The sequence below is a fragment of the bacterium genome, from assembly GCA_013360215.1.
In the GTDB taxonomy this organism is placed as follows: Bacteria; CLD3; CLD3; order SB21; family SB21; genus JABWCP01.
This window is the reverse complement of record JABWCP010000001.1, coordinates 114,067-133,978: the sequence shown is the minus strand read 5'-3', so window position 1 is coordinate 133,978 and position 19,912 is coordinate 114,067. Positions and strand designations below refer to the sequence as shown.

Below are 19,912 nucleotides of genomic sequence, written 5' to 3'. Positions count from 1 at the left end.
CGATGTTCTTTTACAATGAGTACTTTACGTATAGACATCATCACGGCATTTCCGAAAATGATCGGCGATGCACTGGGTCACAGTATCGTGGGACGTGCGGCCAAAAAAGGGCTGGTACAGATTCGTGCCATTGATCTGCGTACATACACGCAAGATCGGCATCGCACCATAGACGATACACCTTACGGCGGCGGCGGCGGTATGCTTATCAAACCGGAGCCGATGTTTGCTTGTATTGAGGAGGTGCTTCAGATTCCTCCGATCACCAGTGCAAATCATGTACGCGATGTGATTAGTCCGGATACGGATGTAATTATGACCTCACCGATGGGGCAAACATTTGACCAGAAAAAAGCCGTGGAATTTTCATTGAAAAAACATCTGGTTTTTATTTGCGGCCATTACAAAGGTATAGACGAAAGGGTCCATGAAAAACTAGTTACCCAATCTGTTTCCATCGGAGATTATGTTCTGACCGGCGGCGAGATACCGGTTTTGGCAATGGTGGATGCGACGGTTCGACTTTTACCGGGTGCCATCGGTGATGCGCAGTCGGCGTTGACGGATTCGTTTCAGGAAGGTGTTTTAGATTGCCCGTATTATACGCGGCCGGAAAACTTTCGTGGAATGAAAGTACCTGAGGTATTACTGCAAGGGCATCACGAAGCGATACAAACATGGCGGGAAGAGCAAAGGTTGGCAATGACGCGTAAGCTTCGTCCCGATTTGATACGTAAAGAAGAAGTATTAAAAAAATAATTTAACAATACATATTTTGGAGGAACCCATGAACAAAGTAGATGCCTTTACGGCATTCCAGTTGCGTAACGATATACCGGAATTTCGCGCAGGCGATACGGTTGCCGTAGATGTAAAAGTAGTTGAAGGCGATAAAGAACGTATTCAGACATTTGAAGGCGTCGTAATCCAACGCCGTGGAAGCGGTATCCATGAATCATTCACCGTTCGCAAAATTTCAAACGGTGTCGGCGTGGAACGTATCTTTTTGGCTAATTCGCCCCGCCTTGGTACCGTCGAAGTTTTGAAGCGTGGTCGTGTTCGTCGTGCCAAACTTTATTATATCCGCGGTCGCCGTGGTAAGAGTGCACGTATTCAAGATATTGTGGATACAACGGAAACGGCACAAACGGCCGCAAAATAAGTTTCGACTTTTATTGAATAAGGGTATGCGATTGGCATGCCCTTTTTTTTTTCTTATTCGGTTCCATTGCCATTGTTACGACATTTAACATGATGCATCGTATCACTCCTTATTTGACTATTATACGACCGCTCAATGCGTTGATTTCATTTCTCTCGCCGATGTTGATCCTCGTGATCAGCGATGCATCAGAAGATGAAGTCGCATGGGGTATTGCGCTGCTTTCCGGAATTGTGGCGGCCTTTGTCTGTGCGGGAGCCAATGTGATCAATGATATTTTTGATCTTGAGATTGATCGTATCAATAAACCGCACCGCGTAATAGCCAGCGGGGCTATGTCATTGATGGCTGCGAGACGGTATTATGTTTTTTTAACGGGTTCGGCCGTAATTTTGAGTACTTGGATAAATTGGGCTGTTTTTGGTATCGTAGTTTTTTCTGTTCTACTATTATACTATTACAGTGTATATCTTAAGCGCACACCGATCTGGGGTAACCTGACCGTTTGTTTTTTTACATCGGTAAACTTTTTGGCCGGAGGTATGGCCTTTGATCAAACGGAACATGCGTGGTATCCTGCGTTATTTACCTTCTTATTTCAGTTCGGGCGTGAGTTACTTAAAGACGTAGAGGATATCGAAGGCGATCGTGTCGGCGGTGCGAATACATTTCCCGTACTGTATGGCGTTCGTGCATCATTGCTTATCGTGACGTTGTCATTTATCATTCTTAGCATTGCGATGTACTGGCCTTATCATACCGGTTTTTATGGTAAGTGGTATGCGCTGATCGTGCTGAGCGGATTGATGCCTTTGATCGTTGCGGTGACTTTTATGATGTGGCGTGATACATCCGCACTCAAAATACGCCGGCTGAATCAACTTCTGAAGTTAGCCATGTTTATCGGATTATTTGCAATATACAACGGATAATGAGGACTATGAATATACAGTATGATGAAATAGAAATTTCAAAACCCATTGTGAGTGAACCGGGTCTGGATGACGACCGGATTTTGATTTTGCAAACGAATAATGCACGCCGATGGTTACATAAGCTCATTGACGAAATGACGCTGGAACAGCGATTTCTTTTATTGGATTACGCCCAGTCTCTAATAACCCATCAGCCGCATGAGGAAACCTCATCTACGCTGGACTCAAAAATAAATGTACTACGTGCGATCGAAGAAGCGGCCAAAAAAAGAAATGAAGAGCCTTTGGCAAATCTCATCAGTGACATTATGCGTCCGCATTAGAAAAGGGTTGCTAGTGCGCGCATAATTGCGTAGTTTTACTTAATTTATCATATCAATAAATCACCGTAAAGTATGGTTCTCAAAGTGGCCGTAACCGGAGCGACCGGCGGTATTGGCGCGGCAGCGGTGAAAGCATGGTTGGCTGAGGGTGCGGATGTTTTTGCAATGTCCCGAACCTCAAAACATGATACAACGAACGACTTAAAAAGTCGTCTGATTTCGATTCCTTGCGATATACGTTCGGAAAAATCGGTCGAGGAAGCGGTCTCTAAAATATCTGAACACACACCGACACTTGATGTTTTGGTTCACTGCGCAGGCGTCGGATTTTTTGATACGATCGAAAACACAATGCATCGTGATTGGACGCAGGTTATAGATACCAATCTGAACGGTTCTTTTTATTTGACGAAGGCCCTTTTGCCGCTTATGCGAAAGAGTAGCAAAGCGCATATTTTTTTAGTCGGTTCAACGGCCGGGCGCAAAGGATTTATCAAAAACGGCGCATACAGTGCGTCCAAGTTTGGATTATTCGGATTTTGCGAAGTGCTACGCGAAGAAATGCGACCGTTAGGAATTCGCGTAACACATCTTACGGTCGGCGGAGTGCGAACTGATTTTTGGGAAAAGAACAAAACGACGTTTGATACCCAAACCATGATACCGCCCGCAGATATTGCAAATACGGTGGTTTATGCGTATCATGTGCCACCACCTACGGTTATCGAAGAAATGATCATAAAACCTTCCCATGGAGATTATTAAAAGGCGAAGCCATGATGGAATTGCAGACGAAAGACACAATCAAAGAAGACGAAGCCCAGCGCAACGCGGAAGACAATAAACGCCCGACGCGTGTATTGGTCGTGGATGACGATGATGACGGGTTGTACATCCTCAAGCTTCTTTTATCCAAAATGAAGTACGAAGTGTACACGGCCAAGGACGGCGAAGAAGCGCTGCATAAGGCGGAGGCATTGATACCGGACATTATTCTTTTGGATGTCATGATGCCCAAATTGAACGGTTTCGAAGTATGCAAACGCGTGAAAGCTACCGAGGAAGGTCAGTATATTCCGATCATTCTTCTGACGGCGAAAAGCGAACTGATGAGCAAAATCGAAGGACTTGATTGCGGTGCCGATGAATACCTCACAAAACCTTACGATATGGGCGAATTGCAAGCGCGTATTCGTTCCATGTTGCGCATCAAGCAACTCAATGATTCGCTTCGTAACGCCAACCGTCAACTTGAAGAATTATCGGTTACGGATGAATTGACCAAGTTATACAACCGCCGATACATCAACAAAAAACTCGATGACGAATTTCGTCGTGCCGTACGTTATAAGCGTCCTTTATCCGTTATCATGTTTGACGCGGATCATTTCAAATCAGTAAACGATACCTATGGCCATGCCTTTGGCGATGTGGTGCTTAAGGACATTGCCGCGATAATTCTTGAAACGGCGCGATTGGTAGATATTTGCGGACGTTTTGGCGGCGAGGAATTTATTGCGATTCTTCCGGATACGGATATTGATAATGCATTTGTAGTGGCGGATCGTATTCGTAAAAAAGTCGAAGAGCATGAATTTAAAGATGCGACCAATTCCATTCGCAGGACGGTGAGCGTCGGTATTTCGTCACTTCCTGACGATCTGATGAATGACCAGTTTACGTTGATTGAATGGGCCGATAAAGGTTTATACTACGCTAAAGAACATGGTCGTAACCAGACGGTACGTTATTCGGATCTGCCGGAGTACAAGCAAATCAAAGGATGAAACGGGCCGTCATCACCGTCAGCGGAATGGTGCAAGGTGTCGGGTATCGCCGATTTGTGGAAAAGCGCGCCGCTGAATGTAAACTGAACGGTTGGGTAAAAAACCTCGAGAATGGCGATGTATACTGCGTCGTCGAAGGGCATGACACCGAACTCGATCAATTTCTCCAATATCTTCGCAAGGGCCCGACGTTTGCGCGTGTAACAAATGTAAACGTCGAATGGGTGCATGCAACATCCGAATTCACCGGTTTTATGATTAAATATTAGTTTGAAGTGTGCATCGTATTATGGACTATAAAAAATATATACGTGAAGTTCCGGATTTTCCAAAGCCGGGAATTAATTTTAAAGACATTTCGACATTGGTAGGTGATGCGGATGCTTTTAGGCATGTTATTCGTACAATGACAGAAGCCGCCGCTGAACTGAAAATTGATCTTATTGCCGGCATCGAATCGCGTGGATTTATTTTTGGTGCAGCCATCGCTGAAAAAATGGGAGTTGGATTTATTCCCGTTCGCAAGCCGGGGAAACTGCCGTATCAAACGATATCCGCTTCGTATGCACTTGAGTATGGTGAAAACACGTTGCACATGCATACCGATGCGATCCAACCAGAACAACGCGTGTTGATCGTGGACGATCTTTTGGCAACCGGCGGTACGGTCGGTGCGACGTGCGCATTAGTGGAGAAATTGGGAGGTAAAGTGGCCGCGATAAGCGTCGTAATCGAGTTATCGTTTCTAGGTGCACGAGAAAAACTGAATCCGTATAAAGTCCTGAGTTTAGTGGATTACAGCGGGGAATAAATGACGCTTGTTGTACCTGAAGATCGCTATCCTGCGGAATATTGGTTTAGCTGTTATTCGCATTTTGATCTGGAATCTTCAACGATTCAGGTTGAAGAGCCGATCACAGCCGGAAAACGTTTGGTATACTACGATGTGGAAACTCAGAAACTGGCCGAAGAAGTCGGTGGCTGGGATAGAGCGGATCTGATGCTGATTTCTATTGCGGTAACCTATGCGGAAAATGATGGTTTCAAGGTATGGTATGAAAAAGATGTGCCTGCGATGATTCAGTATATGAGCGGCTTTGATAAAGTTGTCTCATTTAATGGCGATAACTTTGACAGTAAAGTATTATCGCATTACGGAGATGTTTCCCCAATCAACAAGCGTTCGTTTGACGTCGCGCAATATCTGAGTTTCAAACTCAAACATCGCATCAAGTTGGACAGTGTGGCAACTGCGACTTTAAATGTGGGTAAAAGTGCGGATGGTCTGGAAGCGCTTAAATGGTGGAAAGAAGGGCGGATACAGGAGATCATTGACTATTGTAAGCAAGATGTGCAGGTTTTGCGTGATGTGGTAGAATACGGTGTACGTGAAGGCCACGTCAAATATTTTGATCGCGGAAATAAACCGATTCAAATAGAGGTTAATTGGTAGGTATGGAACGATTTTTTATACAAGTGCGTCCTCAGGATGCCATACAGAAGCCGCAGCAACGCGGTATGACTGTTCCTGAGGAGAATTGGGAAATCGAATGGAGCACCGTGGCGGATGTACCGATGATGATTGATTATTTTACCATCACGGTAGGCCGGTATTTACCGGAAGAAAGCCAGAACGGAAGAAAACGCATCGAAGAATGCTGGCGCGCCTCGATGATACCCGGAAGTGTCAGAAAAATCAGATATGGCCAACATCACGAAACGGCCATTACCACTCCCGCAAAACTTTTGACAGATGGTATCTATGTCATCAAAATATCGGCTATAGCACATTTGTCAGACGAACTTATGGCTGAAGGCGGAATCGGTCTTTCAATTTTTAAGCTGCACGTGATACCGGATGCCAACAAAAATCAACCCGATAGCGCCGATGCGTCCCCGAGTATCACCTCTAAACCAACAGCTGAAAATCCTATCGTTATAACAAGCGAAACGCTCCGTCGTCTGTTTGATATTTTGGATGAAGCGGCCAACGTCAAACCGCTTGACAAATAACTAACGATATCTTATCATACTTTATGAAGCAACCGGCTAAACATATTTTATCGCGCCTGATATTGATCGCGTATGTACCGCTGGTTATGCTGCTGCCGTTTTTTCATACGGATCGTTTGCCTTGTAGCGGAGCTGCGCAAACGATCATTACCGACGTTGAAAACGGTCATCATTTATCGGATGACGCGGACTTTTGTTTGGCGCACCAGTACAGCGCATCACATAGTTTAGTCCAATTTCACGGCGTTTCGCATGTTTATATTCCGTTATTTGAAATTGTTTGTTACTCACCGATACACACCGCATCACTTGATCAGGTTCATGCCGGTCGCGGTCCTCCCGTAATTTCCTAGTTTCCATTTAAAACTCCCTTTTGGTTTCATGATTGTATCCGGCGACATTTAGTTTGCCGCGATCTACACGAAGGAAATGCATGCCTATTTTAACGATGCATCGTACTTCCGTTGTGGTTTGGGTCATGCTCATATTTGGTTTTTCGACGGCTGTTGCTGAAGAAAATCCCGGTGAGACATTCAAACTCAGCGGAACTGTGTACGATAAAGATACCCATGATGGATTACCCGGTGTGTCTGTATTTTTTCCCGCCTTAAAAAAGGGAACAATTACGGATGCGCACGGTCATTATGTGATCAGCGGTCTCAAGGCCGGTACGTATGAAGTTACGGCCCAGATCATCGGTTACGGTATTTATAAAAAAACGATCGAACTCAATCGTTCAATAACATTGGACATCACATTAACTCCGGATCCGTTACAGATCGAAGGTTCAACTGTAACCGTGGAGCGGGATAATGTAATGGATTCCTATCAATCCGTGACGGCACTGGATGAAGGGCAGCTGGATCAACATCGCGGACAAACCCTGGGAGAAACCCTAAAGGATGTTCCGGGGGTCTCGTTACTCCAAACCGGTCCGTCGATTGCCAAACCGGTAGTGCGCGGCCTGCATAGCCAACGCGTCGTCGTGCTCAATGACGGCGTAACGCAGGAAGGACAGCAGTGGGGAGGGGAACACGCACCCGAAATAGATCCGTTTGCGGCCGGAAGCATTACGGTGATACGCGGCGCTTCGGGTTTAGAATACGGAGCAGGTGCTATCGGCGGCGTGATACGTGTAGAGCCAAGTCCGTTACCGGAACATGCCGGAATCGGAGGCGAGCTCTCTCTCAACGGTTTTACCAATAATCGCCAAATGGCCGGAGCATTGCGAATCGAAGGGGGCCTTGCCAATAAACCCGGTTTTGGTTGGCGTGCACAGGTCAGCGGGCGTAAGGCGGGTAATGCTCAAACACCGCGTTATGTCATAGGTAATTCCGGATTTCAGGAGTTCAACGGATCTGCGGCGGTGGGATTTCGAAACCATCGCTGGGAATCGCAATTGTATTATAGTCATTTTGGAACGGAACTTGGTATCTACAAAGGTTCGCATATCGGGAATACCAGCGATCTTATCGCTGCGATAAAACGCAACCGTGTTCCATTAACCGAGGATGATTTTTCCTTCGCGATCGGAAATCCACGTCAGGTAATCACTCATGATCTGATATCAGCTCGTGTGCACCGTCAAACGGATGCCGGTGATCGTTTCGAATTTCAGGGCGGTTGGCAACGCAATCATCGTCAGGAGTTTGATTCGCATAAGCCGCTCGGTACACCGGCCGAGGATTTAAAAAAACCTTCCTTTGATCTTTCGCTGTACACCTACACCGCCGATGTACGATGGCGTCATCGTCCGATCGGGGACTTTGCCGGAACCATCGGCGTCAATGTCATGCGGCAGCGCAATGTCAATCAAGCGATACGTCTGATTCCCAGTTTCCGTACATATAATGCCGGTCTGTACTGGATCGAAAAATGGGTGCAAGATGATTGGTCAGCAGAGGCGGGGTTACGCTATGACCAACGATGGCTGGATGCTTCCTTTACAGCACAACAACAGTTGAAGTTGGGTGTAAATGAAAATGAAGACCATGTTTATCGCAGTACTTCGGCGGCCGTCGGTGTGAACCGGCGTTTTGCGGAATATTGGTCAATCGGGATCAATGCCGGTACGGCGTGGCGACCGCCGGGAGTAAATGAGTTATATAGTAACGGAGTTCACCATGGCACGGCACAATACGAAATCGGCGATCCTGCGATGGGTGTAGAAAAAAGCTACAGTACGGATATCACTTTGCATCATAACAGTGAAAAGATCAACGGCGATGTGAGTGTGTTTGTAAACCGCATGGATAACTATATTCATTTGTATCCATCGCGTAAACCTACGCTCACGATCAGGGGGGCTTTTCCGACGTTTCGTTATGCGCAGACCGAAGCTCAATTGACCGGTATTGACGGTCAGATCCAATGGCATGCCCTTGACATTGTGCGTCTTGATGCCGGATGGTCTATCGTGCGCGGTCGCGATTTGAAAAAAGATGAGCCCCTGATTTATATGCCTTCCGACCGATTTAGTGGACTTATGCATTGGCATTTTTCAGATGCGGGTACGATCCATGAACCGTATGTGGATATCGGGATAACATGGTATCGCCGTCAATCGCATGTACCTGAAGGTGCCGAGACGTTTGTAAACGATGCCGACTCGGTTACGGTCACTCCGCCACCCGGCTATGTGACGGTTGATTTTGAAGTTGGGTGCGAATGGCATACATCCTGGTCGCCGATCACGATCAGTCTGGCCATCAATAATGTATTCAATACGCGGTACGCGAATTATCTGAGCCGGTTTCGATATTATATAGATGATCCCGGTCGCAATATTGTGCTGCGTGTTCAGATTCCGTTTGGTAACCTAGAATTTTAGTTAAAATAAATCATTAATCGAAAAACTTAAGGGGTGTTGTATGACACGTGTTTTCTCAAAAACAGCGTTATTAACTGTAACTATACTGATGTCATTATTTGTATTCAGCGGATGCGAAAAAGACGATAAGGAAACCAATCCGGAAGAACTCATCACATCGGTCGTGATTAAGTTTGTAGATACTTCGAATGCGGCGAATACGGTTACGGCCTCGTTTCGCGATTTGGACGGTGAAGGCGGCGCGGATCCGGTACAGTTTGATACAATTAAATTAGCCGCAAACAAAACCTATCACGCTACGATCGTTTTATTAAACGAAACGGAAGAACCCGCCGATACGATTTCCAATGAAGTGTATGATGAACGTAATGATCATATGTTTTTCTTTCATGGCCACGATGTTAACCTTGTCGTAAACTATCGCGATGTGGATGATAATAATATTCCCGTCGGTTTACTGACGCGTTGGATTACCGGTGCGGCCTCAAGCGGCGAAGCGCATGTGACGCTTAAACACCAGCCCGGAGTCAAAAACGGTACATCTACACCCGGCGAAACGGATATTGAGGTGGAGTTTCCGATTCGGATTCAATAAGGTTTCTCATAAATACAAGGCGTTACTTATCATGTGACGCCTTTATTAGTTCTAATCGGAAAGCGGAACGTGCACTCTTTGTTACGATATTTATACATTGTTTTTTATCTGATCGTTTGTAGCCTGCTACCGATGCTGCATACGGATCAGTGCGGCATATCGGTTCATACGGTTGAAATTGCCAGCAGCGATATCGGCTATTCTACAGGGGAAGACGCCCAACATCCGTATTGTTTGGCTCATCAATTTGCATTGGGGCACGATCGTGTTGATTCGTTGTCACTCGTTATTGTGTCTAGTATCAATGAGAACACAGGCCACAGCCATGTTTGGTTTCTTGAAAGTATTTTACCACGTCGTTCCGCTCGAGCCCCGCCATTGTTCGTCTAAATACACATTAACATTTATTCCTTAAATGAGGAAACTTCTAACAGAGGTTTTCCATTATTCCTTTTCCATTGGCCTTACACAAAAGATCGGTGTTATGTATTGCCGTGACCCGGCCAGTGATGATTTATTCTTCATTTACACTTATTTTAGAGATGCTTTTATGATTAAAAAACTTCCAGTCACCGTGCTTTCCGGATTTTTAGGCGCCGGAAAAACGACATTACTCAATCACATTTTGAAAAACCGCGAAGGTAAACGTGTCGCGGTAATCGTCAATGATATGTCCGAAGTAAATATTGATGCATCGCTCGTCAAAAACGGTGAGGCCGCCTTAAGTCGCAAAGAAGAAAAATTGATCGAAATGACCAACGGATGCATTTGTTGTACATTGCGCGAAGACCTTCTTGTCGAAGTAGCGCGCCTGGCCAAAGAAGGGCGATTTGACTATCTGTTGATCGAATCAACCGGAATATCCGAACCGTTGCCGGTTGCCGAAACATTTACGTTTGAAGATGAACAGGGCGAAAGTTTATCCCGTTACGCCAGACTGGATACGATGGTTACTGTTGTGGACGGGTATAATTTTTTTAACGACTATTGCGGCAGCGATTCACTGATAGATCGAAACATTGCTTTGGGTGAGGAAGATGAGCGCTCGATCGCCGATTTGTTGATAGACCAAATTGAGTTTGCCAATGTCATAATCGTAAACAAAACAGACCTGATCGGTGAAGAGGCCAGAAAAGTTTTGTTTTCCGTATGCCAAAGATTGAATCCTGACGCGCAGATTGTTTTTTCTAAATACGGTGATGTGCCATTGACGCAGATATTGAATACGGGACTTTTTGATTTTGATAAAGCTTCGTCGGCTCCCGGCTGGCTTAAGGAATTGCGCGGTGAACATACGCCGGAGACGGAAGAATACGGTATTTCCAGTTTTGTCTTTCGCGCAAGAAAACCATTTCATCCCGAACGATTTTGGGTATGGGTGCATACAGAGTGGCCCGGAGTGCTTCGATCCAAGGGTTATTTTTGGCTGGCGACGCGCATGGAGTGGGCGGGGCATTGGGAACAAGCCGGCGGTACATGCAACTATGAACCGGCTGGTTTTTGGTGGTCTGCGATAGATCGCCGTTCATGGCCGGACGATGCGGCGTATATACAAGATATCGAAGCACAAATGCACCCGCCATACGGAGATCGTCGTCAGGAAATCGTCCTCATAGGTAAAGACATGGATAAAGTCTCGTTAAGCGAAGCATTTGAAAAGTGTTTGCTTACGGACGAAGAGATGAAAATCGATCATACGGATTGGGTGCGATTTGTTGATCCGTTTCCCGAGTGGATAATCCAATCCGCGGAAGAGAGCGCAGTGAATTAATCTATGAATTTTTAAATGGAGTTATAAAAATATGGCCAAGAAACAAACGTTTGGCGAAAAAACGGATAAACAAAAGCGCGATGCGAATTGGAAAACGATTATGATTGTTTATTCGTCAATTTCGCCCAAAACCGGTGCATGGAAATTCAACGAACGGTTTGTCCGTATGCCCGCTCATGAGGATGAAGCCGCTTTTGCAGCAAAATGGCTTGAGACAAATTTCTAATACGATATATCCTCAGTTAGGTCCACTAAAAACCCCTTCATCCGTTTTGATGAAGGGGTGCTTATTTGATAACTAAACAAAAAATTTATTGTATCGCTTTGACTGTGCCATCTTTGTAAGTGACCTGCCACCGCTGTGGAATATCTTTGTTGCTCGGATCTTTAGCGGGATAGAGTGTCATTATCTGCGGGTCGCGTTTGACCATGGATTTATCTTTGAGATTTTGACCGCTTGCAACAGGCCAGTTAAATGCGATTTTAACCGGTTTATCCGCGGTGATCATAGTGTCTTGGCGAATAATGATCGTACCGGCCTTGATGAGTTCGCCCAGACGAGCTTGGTGCGCTGCCGTGATTTGTTCACTGTGAGTTTTACCGAAGTTATCCAGATTGGCCGTGGCCGTACCCGGATCTAGGCGCTCAAGTTGCTTTGAAACGTCCTGCGCGTAAACGGAAATTGCGCCCGTGAACAATAAAAACGTCAGAATTTTTTTCATAATAATTTCCTTTTGGTTTAGCCTATCTTACGAAAGCTATTTTTTTTTAACAAGTTTTTTTCATCGGCCTGTCGGTTGATTTTATGATAGTGATTATCTACTTTGCGTCGCCATGAAAAAACCGATCTATCTAGATCACCATGCGACGACGCCGCTCGACCCGCGCGTTTTGCAAAAAATGATGCCATATTTAACTGAGCATTACGGTAATGCCGCCAGTAGAACGCATCAATACGGTTGGATCGCCGAAGAAGCCGTAGAACAAGCGCGGATCCGCATCGCTACGGCTATCGGGGCAAGCAAGGATGAAATAGTATTTACAAGCGGTGCGACGGAAGCTAATAATCTTGCAATCAAAGGTATAGCCGAAACGTTTCAAAACAAGGGACGCCATATCATCACGGTTTCGACCGAACACGCCAGTGTATTGGATACGTGTGAATATTTGCGAGAAGCCGGTTTTGAAATCACTGTATTGGAGGTTTCACAAGACGGTTTATTGGATCCTCAAAAAATCGTCAGCGCCATACGAAGCGATACGATTTTGGTGAGTGTCATGTTGGCCAACAATGAAACCGGCGTGATTCAAGATATAGCAGCTATTGGCGCTATTACACGTGAGAAAGGTATTATTCTTCATACCGATGCGGTACAAGCTCTTGGCAAAATCCCGGTGCACGTAGAAAACCTTAATGCTGATTTATTATCCCTTTCAGCACACAAGTTTTATGGTCCCAAAGGCGTTGGCGCACTGTATATTCGAAAACGTAATCCCCGTATTCAGCTCACGGCTCTTTTACACGGAGGGGGTCATGAAAACGGGCGACGTTCCGGCACACTTAATGTGCCGGGTATCGTGGGCATGGGCGAAGCGGCGCGCCTTTCCGTTGATGAATTACAACAAAACCAAAAACATTATACCGTACTTAGAGAGCGCCTATGGAGTGGCTTAAAACAAACAATAAAAGGCATTCGGTTAAATGGTCCTGATTTTGAAAAAGACGACAATTTTTCCCGTCGGCTTCCGAATAATCTCAATGTCAGCATTCCGGACATTGATGGCGAAGGCCTTATCATGGCGCTCAAAGATATTGCTGTGTCCACCGGATCGGCATGTTCGTCGGCCGTCCCTGAACCCTCGCATGTTTTACTGCGCATGGGCATTTCTAAAGAATTGGCGAAAGCCTCATTACGATTTGGACTTGGACGCGGGAACACACCGGACCATATAGACTATACGATCAAACGCATAACAGAAACTGTCGGTAAATTAACCAAAACGATATAAACATTAATATGACCAACGAAGATAAAAAAAAAGCATTACGTTTTTTCCAATACGGTATGTTCATTTTGACGGCCAAAGCGCAGCATGATTTCCAAGGAAGCCCGTATGTCGCCTCAACCGTGACTTGGGTAAGTCAGGCATCCTTTGAACCGCCTCTGATCATGCTGGGATTGCGCAAAGACAGTTGGGCCAATGAGGCGATACGTCAAACCGATTCATTTGCACTGAATATTTTATCAGAAGATCAAAAATCGATTGCCGGAAAATTTTTTAAAAACATTGAAGTAAACGGCCAGATGATCAATGGATATTCGTTTGATACGGATCAAAGCGGCGCACCGATATTGGATGAAGCGTACGCGTATATCGAATGTACGGTTACCGATCGTATCGAACGGGGTGATCATTCGATCATAGTAGCCTCCATCATTAATGCTAAAGTACGTCGTGATTTTAAACCTATTTTATTACGGGACACCGGTTGGAATTATGGCGGTTAAAAGGAATGTAGTTATTATGCGTACGATAGTTATGCTTGCGATGTGTTTAGTCATCGTTTCCTGTTCAAACCCAAAAGACAGCGCCCAACGCGATTTGATGCGCCTTGGAATTGCATACAACGATCAGGAATTTTTGTCGCGAATTCGAAAAGGCGATCTTATTCTGACCAATATGTTTCTTCAGGCCGGGATGAATCCAAACATGAGGTTTACCAATCATAAGGATTCGGTTTCGCAAGGCGAGTCCAATGACCCTACGCCGCTGATGATCGCTTCGCGTGAAGGGCATATCGGTATTGTTCGTTCACTATTACGCAAGGGCGCTGATCCGACGGCCGTTGCCAATAATGGGCAAACAGCATTGATGTACGGTGTGCGTTATGCACCGGCTGAACTTGTGTCCGATCTCATAGCCGCAGGTGCCGATGTAAATGGGCGTGACAAAGACGGTAAAAGCGCGCTTACCTTTGCCGTGTTACTGGATCGTTTGGATGTTGTACGTCTTTTACTAGATCGCGGAGCGGATCCTAATGCAATGGATCGGTTCTCATTTACACCGCTGATGCAGGCCGCTATCAAAGGAAAAGCGCCGATCATTGAGGCTTTACTGGACAAAGGAGCTAATCTTGAAGCAAGAACACCCAACGGAGAAACCGTATTGATGCTTGCGGTTAACTATAATCGAATGGAGGCTGTTCGGTTATTAGTTAATCGTGGCGTTGATTTGAAAGCCAAAGATGTGCAAGGGCGCACGGCACTTACCATAGCGCGTATTAAAAAACATGAAACGATTATCGAAATACTGACGACTTCTGAATCCAAAAATCAATAAACATAAAACTATCCTGTGAGGTAACATGCATTTTTATCGTATGTTGATTGTAATCTTGTGCTGTAGTCTTTCGCTGTTTGCACAAGCGGAAAAAGGTGATTCGGCCGCCGCCGAAGCCATAAAAACCGAGGCGATAGAGCGCTCGCAAGCTCTGCAAACTCTGAATGTTCTTACAAATGTGATCGGTGCACGTTTAACTAATTCTAAAGGATTAGCGGCCGCTAACGATTGGACACGTGAGGCGCTTGAAAAAATGGGTTTATCGGCGGAAGTCGAGCCGTGGGGAGAATTTGGTCGCGGATGGGATATGAAAAGTTTTCGTGCCGGCATTGTAGCGCCGTATGCGATACCACTCATCGCTTATCCCAAAGCTTGGTCACCCGCTACGCGCGGTACGGTACGATCAAAAATCTTGTATATCAACGAAACTAAACTCGAGGACATTCAGAAGAAATATTCAAACAAGCTCAAGAATGCCATTGTTCTTTTAGGCGATAAGGTAAAGATTGAAGAAGATTTTGAAGCGGATGCTAAACGCTGGAGCGATAGTGAATTATTAACCATGTCCAATGCCGGTAAAAATGAAGGACGAGCAGAATCTTTTCGTCAGAGTTTTCGTAAGTCGCCTCGATTCTCGGCTTTTATTGAAAGGCAGAGGATATTTACATGGATTAATAATCAACAACCGGCGCTTATCGTGGACGGAGGATCGTTTAGTTTTCGCGGCGGTACACCTCATTCGGGCATAGTGCGTGTTATGGGTGCATCCATGCCGCTTGTGGACGAATCCGATCCGTTCAGTAATACGAATCCCAAAGCGTGGGATCCTAATCCGCCATCGGTAGCACCGCAGATTGCTATTTCTGCGGAGCAGTACAATCAGCTGATCGAATTGATCAAAAGCGGTAAAGAAGTGATCATGGAATGTGATCTCCAAGTCGAGTGGCGTGATAAAGATTTGAAAGCGTATAATACGATAGGGACTTGGAGTGGAAGTGATCGCAAAGATGAAACTGTGATGATCGGGGCGCACCTGGATTCTTGGCATTCCAGCACCGGAGCGACGGATAATGCCGCCGGCGTTTCCGTAATGATGGAGGCTATTCGTATTCTCAAAGCTATCGGTTTTCAACCCCGTCGCACCATCAAAATAGGCCTTTGGTCAGCAGAAGAGCAAGGTTTACTCGGCTCGGCAGGTTATGTTAATAAACATTTATATGATTCGACCGGCGCTAAACCGGGGTATGAAAAATTCAATGTCTATTTTAACATGGACAATGGCGGCGGTCAAATCCGCGGCATTTATTTGCAAGGGCATGAAGATGTGCAGTCTTATTTTAGACAATGGATGGAACCTTTCCGCTCCTGGGGCGCATCAACCATTTCACTTAAAGGTACCGGTAGTACGGACCACATGTCTTTTATCAGTGCCGGATTAAACGGATTTCAGTTCATTCAAGATCCCATGGATTATGGTAATATCACTTGGCATACCAACATGGATATGTATGATCATATCCAGCCTTTAGATTTGAAACGCAATGCGGCTATTGTCGCTTACTTCGTTTATATGAGTGCTATGTCTGATGAAGTTTTGCCTAAGCGTGCGATAGAGAAGGAGTAAATTAGCAGGTTTTTCCATTGTTTTTGTACGATGGTGACTAAATCGTTAACTAGAAAAAGATACTACAAGTTTATACTGATCTTTTCAGTAAGTCGGCGTACGTTTACTTACGCCTCTCTGTATAACAACGCAATCCAGAACACATGAATCTATCGTTCAGAATTATCGACTCGATAATTCTTGCCGCTTCTTGCATTGTGTCACGCTTTGTGTGTTTATTTAGGAAATCCAGACCGGGACAGATATTATAAATAAAAAGCCCTGATGCGAAGGCATCAGGGCTTTTTATACTCAGGAAAAGCTTGCCTTAGAAAGTATAGCGAACGCCGAGCTGCAACTGCCAACGTGATGCCAAATCACTGACTTGGGTGCGTTTTGGGTTTTCGTATTCTTTTGTGAGGAAATTATACTTTCCGAATGTAAATGCAGGTTTGCCACTGATGATACCGCGGTAAACAATAGCGCTGTTGTTTTGATTGTTAACAAATTCCGACAATCCCCAAGATTCATTAAGAAAATTGAGCAAATTGAGAATGTCCGCAGTCAATTCGAACTTGCCCCATTGTTCGGCGACAGGTATTTCTTGCGCAAGGCGGAAATCAAGTCGGTTAGTCCATGGTTCACGGCTTGCATTTCGGCTAATAATTTTACCTCTTGATTTACGTAAAACAGGATCGCCGGAGATATACTCGTCGAGTGCAACCCAAATCTGATCCGCGGTACGCGTATCGGCTGGCGCACCACCACTGGCTGTAGCAGGAACGATATTAATATCGTTACGATCCTTGGGAACATAAATCAAATCATTGGACGTCTGGCCGTCGCCGTTGACATCACCGTCATACGTTGTGGAATAAGGCCTACCTGAGAATCCGTTGTAAAACAAAGAGACAGTTGTCGTGTATTTAGGTATGAATTCAAAATCATAAACCACGGAGCTGATAATCCGATGACGTGTCTCATAGTTTGACGTAGCGGATGGTGCGTTATTTGGATCTTGTTTGACTGGATTAAACCGCCAGTTTGAAAACGCTTGGCTGGAGGTACCGCTGTTATTGTCAAATGCACGTCCATACGTGTATGCGATGCTTGCAAAAAATCCTTTGTCAAAGCTACCAAATAATCCAGCTGAAAAAGATTTTCTCAGTTGAGTTGTAAAACTATATTCGTATCCGTAATCCGCGTTTGTTAAATAAATAACGTTGGAGTACTGGCTGCGAATTTTGTTTACCGTGGTGCTCGTCGGCGTAGTTGTGTAACGGACACGATTTCCGTCCTCGTCACCGCTATTGCTGAGTTGCAAAGTACCTGAAGAGCCAACAAGATTAATATCCTGATAGAGGATATCATTTTTATTTTTTGACAACAGAAAATCAACTGTGCCGGTAATGCCCATCGGCAGCTCGTGATCAACGCCCAGATTTAATCGATAAACTTGGGGTAATTTAAAATCTGGATCGGTCAAATCAATTTCGCTGGGTGGGGCAGTATATACTTTCCCGGGTTGGTTGTTGACATCTGTTCTGAAGCTTCGCGGCCCAGGATTGGTTGTTGTGCGGCCAATTTCAATACCCGTATTTCCATACTGGTTAGAAATCCATACATAGGGAGTACGTCCGGAGAAAATACCGATGCCACCACGAACCTGGGTAGTATTGTTACCCTTCACATCCCAGTTAAATCCAAGTCGAGGTGAAAAGAGCAAATTTCCGCTCGGGACCTCGGAAGTTTTTAGCTTCAAACCGCCCGCAAATACGGTTGTATCAACGGTGGGGTTATTGGTCGGATTGGTCGGCAATACCGGTAAGTCAAAACGAAGACCCAATGTCACATTCATTGTAGGAGTAACTCGCCACATATCTTGAACGTAAAATCCATATTGTTGGACATCAAATTTGGCGCTGGGTTTTAAATTATTGGTATCCAAAGAATAGCTCAAACCATAAGAACTGGGAGATCCTACGGCTAATGAGTCAAGATTGCTAAAAGTATAATTGCCGTAAAAATCACGAATGAAAACGTTCTTGAAAGAGAAAAACTCATTATGAGTGCCGGCCATAATTGTATGGTCACCCATGTAGTACGTCAAATTATTTGTGATTTCAAGAATATCCTGATCCAAACTGTTTGCTTGTGAAAAATTTTCACTACCCGCAATCAGAGTATTACTCCCAATGCGAACGTTAATAGCCGGAAAAGGCGATCCGTTGATTTTTCGACGATCTCTAACTGTGGAGTAACCGATAATTGCTTCGTTGTGCAATTCGTTTGTGATGACGCTATTTACCTGGAACACGGTTGAGTTCGTAGTGCTCAAGAATTCATAACCTGCATCACTCAAACGAAAACCTGAGTTCGCAGAGGTCGAACTTAATGACTGGGACAGATTGTCATCGCTTGCGTCGACGAAGTTATGACGTAAGGTAAGACGATGTTGGTTGTTTAAATTGTAGTCAAGACGAGCAAAAAATTTGGTATTGGGGCGTTTCAAATCTTGGATACCATAACCGCCGGCTTTGTAGTTATAGACCGAATCCAATATCCGTATCGCGCGTTGCGCATCGGATGATGATATACCGGTGAAATCGTTGCTTTTTCCGTTACCAAGTATACCAAGCGGTGTAGGGGTTGTGCGGGTAGAATACTCGCCATTTACGAAGAAAAATAATTGATCTTTAATTATGGGGCCGCCAATACGGAAACCGGCGACTTTTTCGTCTAAATTTGCATAAGATGTTGCGTTTTCGTACTTGCCGACAAAGCTTTCATTTCGAAAATAGTAGTAGCCTGAGCCTTCATACTTATTTGTTCCAGAGCGCGTTACTGCGTTAATTCCACCGCCCGTAAACCCTCCTTTACGAACATCATACGGTGCAATTTCTACCTGAAACTCCTGAATGGCATCCAAACTGATAGGTTGGGTACCAGCCTGGCCGCCGGGTGTACCGCTTGCGGCTAACCCAAACAAATCGTTGTTTACGGCGCCGTCAATGAGAATTGAGTTATAACGATTATTGCGGCCAGCTGCGCTATTACCGGAAAATTGAGGGGTAAGGCGCGTGAAATCGTCAAAACTACGAGAAATAGTAGGGAGGTTTTCAATTTCTTTTGTTGAAACTGACTGGGCTACCCCTGTTCGCGTATCGCTGATGATCGGATTACGCTCAGCAACAATTTCGGAACCTTCCATTTCTACCGCTTCTTCAACCAATACAAATGAAAGATTTTTGTCTTCGCCGAGAGCAAGGTTGATATTTTCAATTTTGTGCTCTTTGTATCCGATCATTGAGGCGGTAATCGTATAAGGACCACCAACACGCATACCGGGAATATTAAAGCGACCGTCGGAACGACTATAGGTTCCTGATTTTGTTCCTGATGGCTCGTGTACGGCGACTATGTTGACGCCCGGAAGCGGTGTGCCGTTATTATCTTTGACCATACCGCTTATGGCAGATGTGGTCACCTGAGCGCGGAGGTTAAGTGTAAGGGCAAATAAGAACATTGCCATATACACAAAAGCGCCACGC

The 19,912-nt window shown here is 45.2% G+C and carries 22 protein-coding genes; 20 read left to right on the top strand and 2 right to left on the bottom strand.

Annotation, left to right across the window (positions count from 1 at the left end; all coding sequences use genetic code 11):
• Positions 1-15 precede the first annotated feature (15 nt).
• The 16 genes from trmD (at position 16) to HUU58_00545 (ending at position 11,642) form a co-directional block, all read left to right on the top strand.
• Positions 16-759: a tRNA (guanosine(37)-N1)-methyltransferase TrmD gene (gene trmD, locus HUU58_00620; GenBank protein ID NUN44157.1), complete on the top strand. Its 744-nt coding sequence runs from the start codon at positions 16-18 to the stop codon at positions 757-759.
• 28 nt (positions 760-787) lie between these two features.
• Positions 788-1,162, top strand: a complete 375-nt coding sequence (gene rplS / locus HUU58_00615) for a 50S ribosomal protein L19 (protein ID NUN44156.1) — start codon at positions 788-790, stop codon at positions 1,160-1,162.
• Between the two features lie 89 nt (positions 1,163-1,251).
• The gene (locus HUU58_00610) at positions 1,252-2,094 is read left to right on the top strand and encodes a geranylgeranylglycerol-phosphate geranylgeranyltransferase (protein ID NUN44155.1); all 843 of its coding nucleotides are present in this window, start codon (positions 1,252-1,254) and stop codon (positions 2,092-2,094) included.
• Positions 2,095-2,102: 8 nt separating this feature from the next.
• Positions 2,103-2,420, top strand: coding sequence for a hypothetical protein (locus HUU58_00605; GenBank protein NUN44154.1), 318 nt, complete (start codon positions 2,103-2,105; stop codon positions 2,418-2,420).
• Between the two features lie 72 nt (positions 2,421-2,492).
• Positions 2,493-3,185 carry an SDR family oxidoreductase gene (locus HUU58_00600; GenBank protein ID NUN44153.1) on the top strand — a complete coding sequence of 231 codons (693 nt, stop codon included), beginning with the start codon at positions 2,493-2,495 and terminating at the stop codon, positions 3,183-3,185.
• 11 nt (positions 3,186-3,196) lie between these two features.
• Positions 3,197-4,207, top strand: coding sequence for a diguanylate cyclase (locus tag HUU58_00595; protein ID NUN44152.1), 1,011 nt, complete (start codon positions 3,197-3,199; stop codon positions 4,205-4,207).
• Positions 4,204-4,476 carry an acylphosphatase gene (locus tag HUU58_00590; GenBank protein ID NUN44151.1) on the top strand — a complete coding sequence of 91 codons (273 nt, stop codon included), beginning with the start codon at positions 4,204-4,206 and terminating at the stop codon, positions 4,474-4,476. Before HUU58_00595 ends, HUU58_00590 begins: the two co-directional genes overlap by 4 nt.
• A gap of 20 nt (positions 4,477-4,496) precedes the next feature.
• On the top strand, positions 4,497-5,018 hold the full coding sequence (locus HUU58_00585) for an adenine phosphoribosyltransferase (protein NUN44150.1): 522 nt from the start codon (positions 4,497-4,499) through the stop codon (positions 5,016-5,018).
• Positions 5,019-5,660 (top strand): ribonuclease H-like domain-containing protein, encoded by a 642-nt coding sequence (locus HUU58_00580; protein ID NUN44149.1) that lies wholly within the window; start codon positions 5,019-5,021, stop codon positions 5,658-5,660.
• Positions 5,661-5,662: 2 nt separating this feature from the next.
• Positions 5,663-6,220 (top strand): hypothetical protein, encoded by a 558-nt coding sequence (locus tag HUU58_00575; GenBank protein ID NUN44148.1) that lies wholly within the window; start codon positions 5,663-5,665, stop codon positions 6,218-6,220.
• 23 nt (positions 6,221-6,243) lie between these two features.
• Positions 6,244-6,573: a hypothetical protein gene (locus HUU58_00570; protein ID NUN44147.1), complete on the top strand. Its 330-nt coding sequence runs from the start codon at positions 6,244-6,246 to the stop codon at positions 6,571-6,573.
• 80 nt (positions 6,574-6,653) lie between these two features.
• Positions 6,654-9,050 carry a TonB-dependent receptor gene (locus HUU58_00565; protein ID NUN44146.1) on the top strand — a complete coding sequence of 799 codons (2,397 nt, stop codon included), beginning with the start codon at positions 6,654-6,656 and terminating at the stop codon, positions 9,048-9,050.
• A gap of 40 nt (positions 9,051-9,090) precedes the next feature.
• Positions 9,091-9,645, top strand: coding sequence for a hypothetical protein (locus HUU58_00560; GenBank protein ID NUN44145.1), 555 nt, complete (start codon positions 9,091-9,093; stop codon positions 9,643-9,645).
• A 78-nt stretch (positions 9,646-9,723) separates the two neighbouring features.
• On the top strand, positions 9,724-10,035 hold the full coding sequence (locus HUU58_00555) for a hypothetical protein (protein NUN44144.1): 312 nt from the start codon (positions 9,724-9,726) through the stop codon (positions 10,033-10,035).
• A gap of 163 nt (positions 10,036-10,198) precedes the next feature.
• Positions 10,199-11,416: a GTP-binding protein gene (locus HUU58_00550; protein ID NUN44143.1), complete on the top strand. Its 1,218-nt coding sequence runs from the start codon at positions 10,199-10,201 to the stop codon at positions 11,414-11,416.
• A 31-nt stretch (positions 11,417-11,447) separates the two neighbouring features.
• Positions 11,448-11,642 (top strand): hypothetical protein, encoded by a 195-nt coding sequence (locus HUU58_00545; GenBank protein NUN44142.1) that lies wholly within the window; start codon positions 11,448-11,450, stop codon positions 11,640-11,642.
• Between the two features lie 85 nt (positions 11,643-11,727).
• Here the strand turns inward: HUU58_00545 and HUU58_00540 are convergent, their stop codons facing one another.
• On the bottom strand, positions 11,728-12,138 hold the full coding sequence (locus HUU58_00540) for a hypothetical protein (GenBank protein NUN44141.1): 411 nt from the start codon (positions 12,136-12,138) through the stop codon (positions 11,728-11,730).
• A 112-nt stretch (positions 12,139-12,250) separates the two neighbouring features.
• Between HUU58_00540 and HUU58_00535 the strand changes: the two genes are divergently transcribed.
• The 4 genes from HUU58_00535 to HUU58_00520 are packed head-to-tail and all read left to right on the top strand — an operon-like array spanning position 12,251 to position 16,382.
• Positions 12,251-13,426: an IscS subfamily cysteine desulfurase gene (locus tag HUU58_00535; protein NUN44140.1), complete on the top strand. Its 1,176-nt coding sequence runs from the start codon at positions 12,251-12,253 to the stop codon at positions 13,424-13,426.
• An 8-nt stretch (positions 13,427-13,434) separates the two neighbouring features.
• Positions 13,435-13,926, top strand: a complete 492-nt coding sequence (locus tag HUU58_00530) for a flavin reductase family protein (GenBank protein NUN44139.1) — start codon at positions 13,435-13,437, stop codon at positions 13,924-13,926.
• A 16-nt stretch (positions 13,927-13,942) separates the two neighbouring features.
• Positions 13,943-14,758: an ankyrin repeat domain-containing protein gene (locus HUU58_00525; GenBank protein NUN44138.1), complete on the top strand. Its 816-nt coding sequence runs from the start codon at positions 13,943-13,945 to the stop codon at positions 14,756-14,758.
• 40 nt (positions 14,759-14,798) lie between these two features.
• On the top strand, positions 14,799-16,382 hold the full coding sequence (locus HUU58_00520; GenBank protein NUN44137.1) for a M20/M25/M40 family metallo-hydrolase: 1,584 nt from the start codon (positions 14,799-14,801) through the stop codon (positions 16,380-16,382).
• A 307-nt stretch (positions 16,383-16,689) separates the two neighbouring features.
• On the opposite strand, the gene HUU58_00515 is transcribed toward HUU58_00520, so the two are convergent.
• On the bottom strand, positions 16,690-19,824 hold the full coding sequence (locus HUU58_00515) for a TonB-dependent receptor (GenBank protein NUN44136.1): 3,135 nt from the start codon (positions 19,822-19,824) through the stop codon (positions 16,690-16,692).
• Between the last annotated feature and the right edge of the window lie 88 nt (positions 19,825-19,912).

Coding starts and splice junctions, on each gene's coding strand:
- HUU58_00605 (NUN44154.1), top strand. CDS start 2,103: ATGAATATACAGTATGATGAAATAGAAATTTCAAAACCCATTGTGAGT.
- trmD (NUN44157.1), top strand. CDS start 16: ATGAGTACTTTACGTATAGACATCATCACGGCATTTCCGAAAATGATC.
- HUU58_00520 (NUN44137.1), top strand. CDS start 14,799: ATGTTGATTGTAATCTTGTGCTGTAGTCTTTCGCTGTTTGCACAAGCG.
- HUU58_00540 (NUN44141.1), bottom strand. CDS start 12,138: ATGAAAAAAATTCTGACGTTTTTATTGTTCACGGGCGCAATTTCCGTT.
- HUU58_00525 (NUN44138.1), top strand. CDS start 13,943: ATGCGTACGATAGTTATGCTTGCGATGTGTTTAGTCATCGTTTCCTGT.
- HUU58_00585 (NUN44150.1), top strand. CDS start 4,497: ATGGACTATAAAAAATATATACGTGAAGTTCCGGATTTTCCAAAGCCG.
- HUU58_00545 (NUN44142.1), top strand. CDS start 11,448: ATGGCCAAGAAACAAACGTTTGGCGAAAAAACGGATAAACAAAAGCGC.
- HUU58_00610 (NUN44155.1), top strand. CDS start 1,252: ATGATGCATCGTATCACTCCTTATTTGACTATTATACGACCGCTCAAT.
- HUU58_00530 (NUN44139.1), top strand. CDS start 13,435: ATGACCAACGAAGATAAAAAAAAAGCATTACGTTTTTTCCAATACGGT.
- HUU58_00600 (NUN44153.1), top strand. CDS start 2,493: ATGGTTCTCAAAGTGGCCGTAACCGGAGCGACCGGCGGTATTGGCGCG.
- HUU58_00590 (NUN44151.1), top strand. CDS start 4,204: ATGAAACGGGCCGTCATCACCGTCAGCGGAATGGTGCAAGGTGTCGGG.
- rplS (NUN44156.1), top strand. CDS start 788: ATGAACAAAGTAGATGCCTTTACGGCATTCCAGTTGCGTAACGATATA.
- HUU58_00580 (NUN44149.1), top strand. CDS start 5,019: ATGACGCTTGTTGTACCTGAAGATCGCTATCCTGCGGAATATTGGTTT.
- HUU58_00560 (NUN44145.1), top strand. CDS start 9,091: ATGACACGTGTTTTCTCAAAAACAGCGTTATTAACTGTAACTATACTG.
- HUU58_00575 (NUN44148.1), top strand. CDS start 5,663: ATGGAACGATTTTTTATACAAGTGCGTCCTCAGGATGCCATACAGAAG.
- HUU58_00565 (NUN44146.1), top strand. CDS start 6,654: ATGCCTATTTTAACGATGCATCGTACTTCCGTTGTGGTTTGGGTCATG.
- HUU58_00515 (NUN44136.1), bottom strand. CDS start 19,824: ATGGTCAAAGATAATAACGGCACACCGCTTCCGGGCGTCAACATAGTC.
- HUU58_00595 (NUN44152.1), top strand. CDS start 3,197: ATGATGGAATTGCAGACGAAAGACACAATCAAAGAAGACGAAGCCCAG.
- HUU58_00570 (NUN44147.1), top strand. CDS start 6,244: ATGAAGCAACCGGCTAAACATATTTTATCGCGCCTGATATTGATCGCG.
- HUU58_00535 (NUN44140.1), top strand. CDS start 12,251: ATGAAAAAACCGATCTATCTAGATCACCATGCGACGACGCCGCTCGAC.